Raw genomic sequence first — 11,638 nt, forward strand, 5'->3', positions numbered from 1 at the left:
GCATCAATGAAAGTCTCATTCGGAACTACCCAACCATCGGGTACTCCTCCGCGCGCTCCCACAACTGCCCAGATGTGACGCCCATTTCGCAGACCAGTGGTCGGCCGTCCGCGTCGTACGTCGTGTGCATGCTGACTGCCACCGGGCACGGCAGTTCGACCGACAGATGACCGGCCTCGTCGGTCGTCGCCAGCCGGACAGTCGTCGTGTCCACGGCCCGTGCGGGGCTGCGTTCCGTCTGCCGGGCCACGTAGCGGGTGGTGCCCTCGGCGAGCGGGCCCGTAGCCCCCAGCCGGGGGCAGGCATCCGCGACATCCGCCGGGAACCAGGCGCTGACGAAGGTCAGAGGGGTTCCGTCGTCGAGGAGGAGAACCCTGTCCCGGCGCAGCGCGACAGCCTCGTCCGCCAGCCGGAGGGCGTGCCTCACCTCCGGCGGCGGGACCATCCGTTCGGGCCGGCCCACCCGCCGGAACGGATGCGCGCCCTCGATGCGGTACGTGCTTGCGCCGCGTCCCCCTGCCGGGCGGGCGACCGGTGTCTCGGCGACCCGGAACCCCTGACCCTGGCGCTCGCGGTCGATCAACCCGTCGAGCCGGAGTACGTCCATGGCCTTTATCGACGTGGCCCGCGACACGCCCCACTGCTCGCAGAGCTCCCGCTGAGACGGGATCAGCGCGCCGGGCGGCAGCTCGCCCTCCGTGATGCGGGCGCGGATCGAGTCCGCGATCTGCTCGTACTTCAGCGTGACCATCAGGGACACTCCGCTCGGGTGGGGAAGTGGACAGGTGGACCGGTCAGGGAGGAGCACCTCCCATGGCAGCCCCACTCCAAGTCGCAGCAGAGATCCTCGAGTTCTACGGCGAGTCGATCGACGAGTCCACGCGCCTCACCTCATCCGCGGACGGCCACCTTGAACTCCTCCGCACCCAGGAGCTGCTGCGCCGCCACCTTCCGCCCGCCCCCGCCACGGTGATCGACATCGGCGGTGGGCCCGGTATCCACGCGGAGTGGCTGATCCGGGACGGCTACCAGGTCCATCTGATCGACCCCGTACCCCGCCACGTGGAGCAGGCCAAGAGCGTCGGCGCGACGGTGGAGCTCGGTGACGCGCGGCGGCTTTCGGCCGCGGACGGTTCGTGCGACGTCGCTCTCGTCCTGGGGCCCCTCTACCACCTGCTCGACCGCGCCGACCGCGACCTCGCCCTGGCCGAGGCCCGGCGCGTTGTCCGGCCCGGCGGGATCATCGCCGCCGCGGCGATCAACCGCTACGCCTCCCTCTTCGAGCACACCGCGACGACCTGGCTGGTGAGGGACCGGGTCCACGACGCGGTACGCGACATCCTCGCCACCGGCCGCCACGACCCGGGCCGCAAGGGCTTCACCGCCGCGTACTTCCACACCGCCACCGAACTGACGGCGGAGCTGACGGCGGCCGGCCTGCGGGACCTGACCGTGTACGGGATCGAGGGTCCGGCGTGGGGTCAGCTGAAGGCCGCCGAGCAGCACACGGGTGAGTCGCTGATCGGCACCGACATGCTGGGGGCGGCCCTGAGCGCCGCCCGGCTCGCGGAGCCGTATCCCGATCTGCTGGCGGCGAGCTCGCACATGCTCGGTGTCGGGTATCGGTGACCGGATCACACCCGTACATCCGCATCACGGGGTTGCTCGCGCCGGCTGTCCGCTGGACGGTGCGTACATCGCGGGCGGATTCGCCGTACGGGAATCGCGGAAGGGCATGTCCCCAAGTGCGGGTGACGGCAGCCTGGGGGCATGAGTGCTTCGTATCCGATTGCCGATGCGCGGGGCCGGCTGGGCGAGCTGGTTCGCCGGGCGGCGCAGCGCGAACACATCACGCTGACGGACCAGGGTGCGCCGGTGGCGGTGCTCGTCTCACCCGCCGAGCTGGCGGGCCTCCGGGACGCGCTCGCGGTCGCCTGCCTGGAACGCGATCGCGCGCTGAACCCCGCCGCCGCGGTGCCGTTTGAGACTGGCCGTGCGGGAGGAAAGGAGCCTTCCGTGGCGATGTGAACGGAGGCCTGGCCTCGTTCGTGTGGCGGTGGGGGGCGTCGTCGCTTGGGTCGGGCTTGCGCCGGGGGTTGTGTACGCCGTTGTGCACCGGGTCGTGTGGGTGGTCCGGTGTTAGCCGGTCAGCTCCATGATCGTGGCGGTGACGAGGATGCCGTAGAGGGTGATCTGTACGAGTGCGTTCAGGAGCCGGAGTGCGGTGACGGCCTTGTCGGCGGACTTCTGCCTCTGCGTGGCTTTTCCGCGTCCGGTTGCGACAGCGGTCGGCAGGGGGAGCCAGTCCTCGCCGCGTTGGCGTTCCCAGATCTCGCGGATCGTCCGGGCCGAGGTCTGCAGTGGGCCGTGCGTCTCGGTGACGTACGGGAGCGGGGTTCGTCGGGCGTCGCGCGTGTAGATCACCAGCTGGTCGCGGGTGCGGCCCTGGCCGTCGTCGTACGGCTCCACCTCGATGGCGACGATGTCGCGCCATGCTGCCTTCCGGAGGCGCGCCATCCGGATGGTTATCCCGCTCTGGCCGACGATCGTCGCGGCTCTGAGGGTCACGACGATCATGAAGAGGAGGGCGCCGGCGGGCAGGCCGAAGAAGAGGGCGGTGCCGAAGTCCGTTGCCGTGTCCAGCAGGACGGGATACAGGGCGAAGAGGCCCGCGGTGGTGGCGAGGACGGTCGCGATACCCGCCTTGACTCCGCGGGGGGCGGTGTATGTACGGACGTGGGGCCTAGCGTCGGTCATTCCACGCTCCGTCGGGTCTACTCGGCGGCGGTCACCGTGTCGGGGTCGGCGATCACGAACGTGCCCTTTGACGTGACCGTCTCGACGATGCCGCGTTCTCGGAGCTCGCGGATGGCGCGACGGAGGGTGTTGATCGCGACGCCGTACTCCTCGGAGAGGTCAGGTTCAGAGGCTAGGCGGGAGCCGACGGTCAGTCGCTTGGCGCGGATGTCCTCGATGATGTGCTCCGCGATCTGTACGTACACGTAGATCCGCGAATTCGGGTCCGGGTGCCACTCCTGCGCATCAGCCATGGATAAATCCTAGATGATCAGAATCAGTCTGGCCTGATCAGGGAGTGACATCTAGAGACCTATATCCACCTGCCGAGTCACATTGTTATATGGCTCACCAGGTCATGAGCTACATTCGGTGGGCGATCGAGACCCCCGCGACGGGCGAACGTCCGGGGGCGTGGCCGATCTGATTGGAGCAGACCGACATGACCAACCTTATCCGCGCCGCAGCCCGCCAACTGGCCTACCGCCGCCGCAGGCTCGCCCTCGTTCTGGCCGCCGACTTCGGCGTGGACCTCGACCGGCACGTGGTCGGCGCCGCGAAGGCGGTGACGGTATGACGTACCGCGAGCCGCGCCTGCTGCCATGGGTGACCGAGGACGGCGGGCCGTGTTACCTCATCTCCGGGGAAGGGGGCGGGTTCGTCTCCCGTATGGCGGACGCGAGGGAGGCGGAGCTGCTGACGGCCGGCGCCGACACCCTGGGGGAGGCCCTGGAGGTGCTGGAGGACCCGCTCTCCCACTACACGGAGGTCCGCTACGCGGGGATGCAGCTGGCGCGCTCAGTGCATGCGGTCCTGCGGGTTGCGGAATCGCGCGGGATGCGGCTGCCCGGGCGGGAGGGCTGACACGTGTCGAAACCCGATGTCGCACAGACGGCCGACTCCGCGGCTTGGCGGGAGACCGTCTACCTCTTGGGCTCACCGGCCAATGCCCGGCGGCTGATGGAGGCAGTTGCTCGGGACAAGGCGAGCTCTTCCGCGGCAGCCGTGAGTATTGACGAACTCGAGGATGTGGCGGACCGATCGGCGCCGTGCACCGACTGACCGCTCATGGGGTCCGGCCCACATGGAAGATCACGACGGTTCGGCTCGCAGGGCGTTGATCGCGTCGAAGATCAGGTCAACGCCCTGCGGGTCGGTCTTGCGGTAGTCGACGATTCGCTGTTTGACGCCGGCGGCGTATTCGATCCGCCAGGTCATGCGGCGCCACGGTTCTCGGCGGCATCTCCGGCATACACCGCGGCGATCACGTCTTCGTGGGAATCGGTCGTCAAGGTGCCGTTGGCCTTGGCGAGTTGGTACTTCGTCAGCGCCAGCTCGTCCTCGAGGTCAGCCAGCTCTGCCGGGTTCATCAGGACCGCCACCGGCTGGCCGTGATCCGTGATCAGGATCCGTTCCCGGCTTACCGCGCAGCGCCGCACCAGCGGGCCCAGTATCGCCTTGGCGTCCTTGATTCCGTAAGTGTCACTAGTGTCACTCATGCGGTTGAGTTTACCCGTGTCGTGGCGGGAGGCGGCGGATCCGGGAAATCGGTGCGAGGCGTGGAGAGGGGCACGTGACATGGATATGTCGCTGATTGAGGAACGGGCAAGGCGTCGTGAGGCTCGGCTTGCGGCAGAGCGTATTGCCGCGGAGGCGTTGGATCTGGACGTCCTGCTCGACAAGGCTGAGTATCTGGTCGGGGAGGTCGAAGATCAGGCGGAGGGGTCCTGAGTGTTCAGGCCCGCGGGCGGCAGACCAAGGACGTGAAGTCGTGGCCCAGGGTGGGGAGGGCCTTGTCTTCGTAGGTGAAGCAGGCTTCCAGGAGGGCCTTGGTTTCTGGGGTTGAGTCGCGGAAGTTGTGGGCTATGCCTGAGAAGAGGAGGTGGAGGATTGTGCCGCCGTAGGGGCGTTCCTCCACTACGTCGAAGCATCGGTGTAGGCCTGGGAGGAGGGACGCGGCGTTCACTGCTTCCGAGGGGTCGTCCAGGCGCATGGAGAGGAGGCTCGGGCGGATTACTCGGGTTTTGAGGCGGCCGTCCGGGAGGCGGCGGTGGGATTCCGGGAGGGTGGTGAGGAGGTAGTTTGCCGCGTCGAGTTGGGCTGGGGTCCATTGGAAGCGGGTTGGGCCCGTGAATTCGTCCACCACGAAGAGGCCGTCTGGGGTGAGGAGTTCGGCAAGGCGCGGGAGCGTGTGGTCGAGGTCGTCGAAGTGGTGGAGGGACTGGAGGCCCAGGAGGACGTCGTAGCGGGTTCCTGAGGAGGTCAGGGCGTTGATGTCCGCTACCCGGAAGTGGAGTACGTCCGAGCCCGCTGTGCGGGTTGCCTGCTCGATGCGTTCCGGGGAGATGTCCACCCCCTCCAGCCGGGAGAATGTGCCCGTCGCCGCCCAGAGGACTTCGTTGCCGCCCGTGCCGCAGCCCAGGGAGAGGCCGTGGAGGTCGGTGCGGGGGGCGAAGTACTTGGATGCCACGTATTCGGGGAATGTGGTGGACGGTGAGCCCGTCATCAGGAGGTTCCAGCGGGTTATTACCTCCGGGATCGCCCACCATTCCGTCAGGGAGGGGTCGATTCGGGCGTCCCAGTGTTCTACGACTCGGCGGTTTCCTCGGATGCGGAGTTTTGACAGGACCGGGTTCAGTTCGCGGCGGCCCACCTTGCGTAGCAGGCGGCCGGCGTCGTGGCGGTTCACCAGGTTTCCGAGCATGTACGAGCCCCCCTCGTGGACGGAAATCAGAGCCAAGTCGTGTAGTAGCTGTCCGGGTTCGCCAGATAGCGCACCGTCGGTACGGGCAGATGCCGCACCGTATGCCGGCGGCTGTAGCGGCGGATCAGTTCCCAGTCCTCCCGCGGCAGCACCGACGGTGTGCGGCGAAGGCGGCTGAAGTGCAGGGCGCGCGTGCGGCGGGCCACGAACGCGTTCGTGTCCAGGAACGAGGCGTGGGCCGAGTCGCGGCGGGAGAACGGGACCGACAGGACGTCCAGTTCGGTCCCGTCGGCCGAGACCCGGCGTAGCGCCGTGTACACCCCGTCCGGGCCGCCCGACGGGGCCTCCAGCGCGGCCAGCGCGCGCTCCAGGTGGTCCCGCTCCCAGACGTTGTCGTCGTCCAGGAACGCCACGTACCGCGACCGCGACAGCCGCACGCCCACGTTCCGTACCACCCCCGCCACCCCCACGTTCCGCGACAGCGACACCGCGTACAGCCGCGGGTCGGACGGCAAATCAGGCAGCCCCGCCCCGTCGTCCACCACCACGACCACCTGATCCCCCACCGTCTGCCCCAGCGCCGCCGCCACTGCCCGTCGCAGGGACTCCGGGCGCCGGTACGTGGCGATCACGGTGGCGACCAGCGCGCGCGGCGGCGGAGACACACCCAGCCGCCCGACCTCCCGCGTCTCGAACCGCCGCAGCCCCACCGCCGTCCACGACAGCCGCACCTTGTTCCACGCCTCGTACAGCACCAGCCACCCGAAGACCCGCTTCAGCAGCTCCCACGGCGCCCGGATCAGCCGAACCGACACAACCGTCCCGCGGATCACCGCTCGCCCCGCACCGCCGTAAGCGACTTCGTCAGCCCCGCCACCCGCTCGCTGATCAGCCGCGACGCCGGGAACAGATACCGCATCTCCGCCCGCGTCAGCAGCTCGATCCCGATCACCGCCCGCATCCCCTCCCGCGCGTCCGACGGACGGCTGTGCGTCAGCGGCCAGTGCCGTACGAGCTTCGCCTGCGCCGCGAGGGGCAGGAACTGGAACCCCGGCGCCAGGAAATGCGGCTCCACCGGGAAGTACCGGTACGGCGTCTGCACCCAGTGCATCGGCGCCAGCCGATCGATCGCCGCCGCGAACCGCTGCCGCTGCACATGGCCCCCCACGTGCTCGATCGTCGAGTTCGACACCACCAGGTCGTACGTCCCCAGCCCCTCCACCACCGACCCGTCCGTGACGTCCGCGACCGCACCGGTGATCCACGACGGCAGATCCGACGGATGCGCCTCCAGATTCACCAGATGTACGTGCTTCGGCGCCACCGGCGCCCGCAGCCACATGTCCGCCGTCCCCCCGAGATCGACGACCCGCAGATCGGCGATGGACGGGAAGCAGGCACGGAAACGCTCCCAGCGGGCAGCGCGGAAGCGCTCCCCGAGCGAGCCGGGCGCATCGACGAAACGGTTGCGGAGAGTGCGGTTCCGGGGCATCAGAAGAATCCGATCACGAGGGCGGCTGTGGTTTCGCGGGCTTCCCGTCGGACATCCGGTTGCCGCGCCAGACGTTGCCGGGGCCGGACGGGTTCCAGTACGCGACGACGCCGTAGTAACCGCCCTTGGGGTGGTACGTCGTCGCGAAGACGTTGTCGGTGACCTCGATCCCCGACGAACCCTCACCCCCGGCGTACAGGGCGTACGCCCCGCCGGCGATGTAGTTGTCGTGGACGGTCGTGTTGCTGACGGGGCCGGTGTCGGCGAAGAGGCCGACGCTGGCGGAGGCGCCCTTGTCGATGGGCGTGGGGTTGAGGAGCGTGTTGTGGCGGATGGTCAGCTTTCCGGCGCCGGAGCCGCCGCTGATCACCGTGTTGGTGTGCTGCCATTCACCGCCGAGGTTCACGAACGGGACGATGTCGTGCACGTAGTTGTCGTGCAGGTTCCCCTGGCCCATCGACAGCGCGTCGCCGAAGACGGACACGTCGCACCAGCCGACCTCGATCGAGCTGCCGCCCATGTTCGACACCGCGTAGTCCACGCCGCCGTTGTCGGGGCCCTTGCCGGCGACGGCGGTGATCTCCGTGTGCAGGATACGGAGGCCCTTGTAGCCGGGGCGGAGGTTGATGCCCCACCAGTTGGTGGACGTGATGCGGCTGTCGATGACGGTGACGTCGTTCGCGTAGATGTCGAGGGAGCCGGTGATGTCCCAGCCCTTGATGACGGCGCCGTTCTCGCGGATCGTCGCGTCACCGGTGCGTTGCTGCTTGAGCGCCGTCCGCGGGCCGGTGTTCGAGGCATCGGGGAAGTCGCAGGCGGCGGGCGTCGGGCAGACGGAGGGGCGGTCGGCAGGATCGGCGGGGGCGGACGGTACGCGCTTGGAGCCGCGGCGCTCGCCGGGCCGCAAGGGGGACGCCGGCAAAGACGGAGACCCGGAAGGTGACGGAGAAGCGACGGGCGACCGCGTCAGCTCCCCCGGATCACAGAGCCCCACACCCCCCAGACACTCCGCCTCCCCGGTCACCGCCGAGCAGGAGAAGGCGACCAGCACCAGCACCGCCCCCAGCAGCACAACCCTGACCCGCGTCCCCAGACGCCCGCCCCGTTTACGTCTCATCCTCGCGCCTTCCGATGCCGTGGCCGCGGCTTCACCTTCGGCGTGCGCGGCAGCAGATCACTACCCGGCACCGTGCACAGCCCGTACGAAATGACCCCGATCGCCGCCGTCATGACCACCTCCGCCGTCCCGTCCCCCATCCGCCGGTGCAGCAGGATCACCACCCACGCCGTCATCGCCCCGCCGAAGAACGCCCGCGCGCACGCCACCGCCACCACCCGCGCCGGAATTCCGGCACGGTGGAGCACGAACAGGAACGCCGGCACCACCACCCCGCCCGCGACGACCACATGCCCCATCGCCACTTCCCGGATGTCCCCCGACCGCGCCGCGATCAGCAGCACCGGCAGCAGCGTCACCAGCCACAGCCCCTGCAGCGCCATCAGCGACCGCCGCTTGCCCACGGCGACCAGACAGTCGTACGCCAGCTCACTCCCGATCCGCGTCAGCCCCAGCGCCATCAGCCACGGCAGCGCCTGCGCGGCCGGCACCCACTTCTCCCCGTACAGCAGCCGCACCGCGGGCCCGGCGAGGGCCGCGAGCAGCACGCAGATCGGGACGGTGACCGTGACCAGCAGCTTCAGGGCGCGGGCGAAGCCCCGTACGAGGTCGCGGGGGGAGTCCGCGACCCGCGAGAAGCCCGCGAACGACACGCGGCGGGAGGCCTCCGAGATGATCCGTACCGGCCAGCCCGCCATATTGAACGCGATCATGTACAGCCCCAGGGCCACCGGCCCGAGCGTCGCCCCCACGATCATCGCGTCGAGGTTGACCACCCCCAGCGCCAGCAGGCTCGCCCCCGCCAGCGGCAGCCCGAACCGCAGCAGCGCACCCGCCTGCTCGCGGTCCCAGCCGAACCGCAGCATCCCCCGCGCGGCCAGCGCGCAGCCCACGAGCGCCGACAGATTGCCGCACACCGCGCCCACCGCGAAGCTCATCGCCCCCCAGCCGCGGAACGCCAGCGCGAGGGTGATGCCGGTCGCCAGCAGGAAGTTCACCGCGTCGATGGCCAGGCGCTTGTGCTGCGCGAACTCGCGCGTGATGACCCCGGCCGGGACCAGCGACAGGCCGTCGATGACCAGACACAGACACATCACCCGCAGCACCGCGGCCGCGCTCGGGGACCCCAGCAGGCCGGCGATCGACGGGGCGGCGCAGAAGACGGCCGCGTACAGGGTGCAGCTGGAGGCCGTGCTGAGGGTGAGGACGGTGGGGGCGAAGCGGCGGACGTCGCCGTCCCAGCGGACGATCGCCAGGGTGACGCCGAGCTCGTTGGCGGAGAGCAGGACCATCAGGACGGTCTGCGCGACGGCGTACACGCCCCAGGCCGCCGGGTCGAGGACGAAGCGGGCGAGGACGATGCCCGTCGCGAAGTTCCCCAGCCGCATGACCAGGGTGTTGACCAGGCTCCAGCGGGCCGCGCGCGAGACCTTCCCCGCGAGCCGGTCGTGCGGCAGCCCCGACCCGGGCGGTTCGGCGAGGCCCGAGCCCTGCAGGCCCGGGGGCAGTCGCAGGGCGAGGGTGTCCTCGGGGGACAGCGGCGGTGCGGTGCGCACCCCGTCCATGGGCTGACTCCTCGTGGGGGGTCCGCGGGACCGTCACTTGGCCCAGGACGGCTTGCGGGTGCCGTCGTCCGGGTCGGGCTGGGGGACCGCAGCGGCGGGGAGCTGCATCGTGGGGTCGTCGACCGGCGCGGGGGCGGGCGCTTCGACGGGGGTTCGGGCCTTACGGCGGTGGGAAAGGGCGACCTCCGGGACCGAAGCCGCCTGATGCCTCCGCCGCGCCTCGACGAAGAACGCCGCCGCCAGACTCACCGCGAATCCCAGCGCCCCCAGCATCACCATGTACTGCGTCCGCGTCTTCGTCTGCGCCACCGGCTGCTGCGGCGGTACGACCGTCGTCATCCGGATCATCGCCTCCGGCCGCACCGACTGATCGGCCTGGAACTGCTCCAGCCGCTCCGCCGCGTACGCGGTGAGGATCTCGCCGGACTTCCGTACGGCGACCGCGTCCGTCCCCGTGACCGTGAGCCACAGCAGCGGACCCAGCGCGTTGTCCGCGATCTTCGTCTCGTACGACTGGGTCAGGCCCCGCGACCGCAGCTCCCGGGCGGAGGCGTCGGAGTTCAGATTGCGCGCCAGATTGTCCGCCATGCCCGTCAGCGACGGCGGCATCGTCAGGAACGGATTGCCGTCCCCCTCCGATCCCTTGCGCGAGTTGACCAGCGCCACCGTGCTCTGTGACTGGTACGACGTCGGCATCACATAGCCGAGCCCCCCGACCAGCACTCCCGTGAGCAGCAGCAACGGCACCAGGACACGCCACCGTCGCCGCATGACCCGTGCTATTTCGGCAAGGTCCATGGGCCTCCCCCCATCGGCCATCATAGGTGGATTCGAGATCAGTTGAACTGTTCGAGTCACCTTTGGCTTAAGCGCGATGTCGGCCGGGGGTGCGCCGGCCCGGCGGCCAGCAGCACGTCCGCGATCCGCTCGCCGGCCCGCCCATCCCACAGGTCCGGGCGCCGCGCGGGGGGTGGGTCGGCCAGCAGCGAGAGGGCGGTGGAGACGATTCGTACGGGATCGCGCCCCGCCAGGACATTGGTGCCCTGCGAGACGGTGATCGGGCGTTCGGTGTTCTCGCGCAGCGTCACACACGGGACCCCCAGGGCGGTGGTCTCCTCCTGGACGCCGCCGGAGTCCGTGAGGACGATCCGGGCGGCGGACTGGAGGGCGATGAAGTCGAGGTAGCCGGCCGGTGCCACGGTCCGGACGCCGCCGGGCACCCCGATCGCGGCCAGCCGCCCGGCCGCGCGGGGGTGGACGGGCAGCACGAGCGGGCAGTGCGCGGCCACCTCCCCGAGGGCCTTGAGCAGATCGGTGAGCACGGCCGGGTCGTCCACGTTGGCCGGCCGGTGCAGCGTGACCAGGCCGTACGAGCCCGGGGTGAGCCCGTAGCGTTCGAGCGCGCCGCTCGAGCGGGCCCGGTCGAGGTTGGCGAGGAGGGTGTCGATCATGACGTTGCCGACGAGGTGGATCTGGTCCTCGCGGTAGCCCTCCGTCCGCAGGTTGTCCACGGCGTCCGGGGACGGGGCGAGGAGGAAGTCGCTGATCCGGTCGGTGGTGACCCGGTTGACCTCCTCCGGCATCCCCCAGTCGCGGCTGCGCAGTCCCGCCTCGACGTGGGCGAGCAGCGGGCCGGCCTTGGCGGTGACCAGGGCGCAGGCGACGGTGGAGTTGACGTCGCCGACGACGGTGACGACGTCCGGGGCGAGCTCGGCGACCAGCGGCTCGAAGGCCGCCATCACCTTTCCCGTCTGGATGGCGTGGCTGCCGGAGCCGACGCCGAGGAAGTGGTCGGCGGGGCGCAGGCCGAGGTCGCGGAAGAAGACCTCGTTCATGGCCGGGTCGTAGTGCTGTCCGGTGTGGACGAGGACGACCTCGGCGCCCCGGGCCTCCAGCGCGTCCAGCACGGGTTTGATCTTCATGTAGTTGGGCCGCGCGCCGGCGACGCAGACGATCCTCGTCAT

General features: G+C 69.9%; 17 protein-coding genes. 5 read left to right on the top strand and 12 right to left on the bottom strand.

Annotated features, from left to right (window positions below; translation table 11 throughout):
- Window positions 1-25 precede the first annotated feature (25 nt).
- Window positions 26-751, bottom strand: a complete 726-nt coding sequence (locus SRB5_RS22715) for a GntR family transcriptional regulator (protein ID WP_153454971.1) — start codon at window positions 749-751, stop codon at window positions 26-28.
- 62 nt (window positions 752-813) lie between these two features.
- On the opposite strand from SRB5_RS22715, the gene SRB5_RS22720 reads away from it, so the two are divergent.
- Both SRB5_RS22720 and SRB5_RS22725 read left to right on the top strand, forming a co-directional pair.
- The gene (locus SRB5_RS22720) at window positions 814-1,629 is read left to right on the top strand and encodes a class I SAM-dependent methyltransferase (protein WP_153454973.1); all 816 of its coding nucleotides are present in this window, start codon (window positions 814-816) and stop codon (window positions 1,627-1,629) included.
- A gap of 141 nt (window positions 1,630-1,770) precedes the next feature.
- Window positions 1,771-2,028 (top strand): type II toxin-antitoxin system Phd/YefM family antitoxin, encoded by a 258-nt coding sequence (locus SRB5_RS22725; protein ID WP_153454975.1) that lies wholly within the window; start codon window positions 1,771-1,773, stop codon window positions 2,026-2,028.
- Window positions 2,029-2,139: 111 nt separating this feature from the next.
- On the opposite strand, the gene SRB5_RS22730 is transcribed toward SRB5_RS22725, so the two are convergent.
- Together SRB5_RS22730 and SRB5_RS22735 are read right to left on the bottom strand one after the other, a co-directional pair.
- Complete coding sequence (locus tag SRB5_RS22730) at window positions 2,140-2,757, bottom strand: hypothetical protein (protein WP_153454977.1); 618 nt, start codon at window positions 2,755-2,757, stop codon at window positions 2,140-2,142.
- Between the two features lie 17 nt (window positions 2,758-2,774).
- Complete coding sequence (locus tag SRB5_RS22735; protein ID WP_153454979.1) at window positions 2,775-3,050, bottom strand: winged helix-turn-helix domain-containing protein; 276 nt, start codon at window positions 3,048-3,050, stop codon at window positions 2,775-2,777.
- A 188-nt stretch (window positions 3,051-3,238) separates the two neighbouring features.
- On the opposite strand from SRB5_RS22735, the gene SRB5_RS37195 reads away from it, so the two are divergent.
- Together SRB5_RS37195 and SRB5_RS22740 are read left to right on the top strand one after the other, a co-directional pair.
- Window positions 3,239-3,373 carry a hypothetical protein gene (locus tag SRB5_RS37195; RefSeq protein WP_267132607.1) on the top strand — a complete coding sequence of 45 codons (135 nt, stop codon included), beginning with the start codon at window positions 3,239-3,241 and terminating at the stop codon, window positions 3,371-3,373.
- On the top strand, window positions 3,370-3,660 hold the full coding sequence (locus SRB5_RS22740) for a hypothetical protein (protein ID WP_153454982.1): 291 nt from the start codon (window positions 3,370-3,372) through the stop codon (window positions 3,658-3,660). The genes SRB5_RS37195 and SRB5_RS22740 overlap by 4 nt, the downstream gene beginning before the upstream one ends.
- A 228-nt stretch (window positions 3,661-3,888) precedes the next feature.
- Here SRB5_RS22740 and SRB5_RS37200 read toward each other — a convergent pair whose 3' ends face one another.
- Together SRB5_RS37200 and SRB5_RS22745 are read right to left on the bottom strand one after the other, a co-directional pair.
- Window positions 3,889-4,014: a hypothetical protein gene (locus tag SRB5_RS37200; protein WP_267132604.1), complete on the bottom strand. Its 126-nt coding sequence runs from the start codon at window positions 4,012-4,014 to the stop codon at window positions 3,889-3,891.
- A complete protein-coding gene (locus tag SRB5_RS22745; protein WP_153454984.1) occupies window positions 4,011-4,295 on the bottom strand; it encodes a type II toxin-antitoxin system Phd/YefM family antitoxin in 285 nt (94 codons plus the stop codon). Before SRB5_RS22745 ends, SRB5_RS37200 begins: the two co-directional genes overlap by 4 nt.
- A gap of 79 nt (window positions 4,296-4,374) precedes the next feature.
- Between SRB5_RS22745 and SRB5_RS22750 the strand changes: the two genes are divergently transcribed.
- The gene (locus SRB5_RS22750; RefSeq protein WP_153454986.1) at window positions 4,375-4,527 is read left to right on the top strand and encodes a hypothetical protein; all 153 of its coding nucleotides are present in this window, start codon (window positions 4,375-4,377) and stop codon (window positions 4,525-4,527) included.
- Between the two features lie 4 nt (window positions 4,528-4,531).
- Here the strand turns inward: SRB5_RS22750 and SRB5_RS22755 are convergent, their stop codons facing one another.
- Genes SRB5_RS22755 through wecB form a run of 7 tightly spaced genes read right to left on the bottom strand, consistent with a single transcriptional unit; the run spans window position 4,532 to window position 11,638 of the window.
- Window positions 4,532-5,500: a class I SAM-dependent methyltransferase gene (locus SRB5_RS22755; RefSeq protein ID WP_153454988.1), complete on the bottom strand. Its 969-nt coding sequence runs from the start codon at window positions 5,498-5,500 to the stop codon at window positions 4,532-4,534.
- A 26-nt stretch (window positions 5,501-5,526) separates the two neighbouring features.
- Window positions 5,527-6,315: a glycosyltransferase family 2 protein gene (locus SRB5_RS22760; RefSeq protein WP_323378311.1), complete on the bottom strand. Its 789-nt coding sequence runs from the start codon at window positions 6,313-6,315 to the stop codon at window positions 5,527-5,529.
- 14 nt (window positions 6,316-6,329) lie between these two features.
- The gene (locus tag SRB5_RS22765; RefSeq protein ID WP_153454990.1) at window positions 6,330-6,992 is read right to left on the bottom strand and encodes a class I SAM-dependent methyltransferase; all 663 of its coding nucleotides are present in this window, start codon (window positions 6,990-6,992) and stop codon (window positions 6,330-6,332) included.
- A 13-nt stretch (window positions 6,993-7,005) separates the two neighbouring features.
- Window positions 7,006-8,109, bottom strand: coding sequence for a right-handed parallel beta-helix repeat-containing protein (locus tag SRB5_RS22770; RefSeq protein WP_153454992.1), 1,104 nt, complete (start codon window positions 8,107-8,109; stop codon window positions 7,006-7,008).
- Entirely contained in the window at window positions 8,106-9,674 is a 1,569-nt protein-coding gene (locus SRB5_RS22775; RefSeq protein ID WP_153454994.1) for a lipopolysaccharide biosynthesis protein, read from the bottom strand. The genes SRB5_RS22770 and SRB5_RS22775 overlap by 4 nt, the downstream gene beginning before the upstream one ends.
- Before the next feature lie 33 nt (window positions 9,675-9,707).
- Entirely contained in the window at window positions 9,708-10,472 is a 765-nt protein-coding gene (locus SRB5_RS22780; protein ID WP_153454996.1) for a YveK family protein, read from the bottom strand.
- 56 nt (window positions 10,473-10,528) lie between these two features.
- Window positions 10,529-11,638 (bottom strand): non-hydrolyzing UDP-N-acetylglucosamine 2-epimerase, encoded by a 1,110-nt coding sequence (wecB, locus tag SRB5_RS22785; protein ID WP_153454998.1) that lies wholly within the window; start codon window positions 11,636-11,638, stop codon window positions 10,529-10,531.

Source organism: Streptomyces smaragdinus (assembly GCF_009604385.1).
In the GTDB taxonomy this organism is placed as follows: domain Bacteria; phylum Actinomycetota; class Actinomycetes; order Streptomycetales; family Streptomycetaceae; genus Streptomyces; species Streptomyces smaragdinus.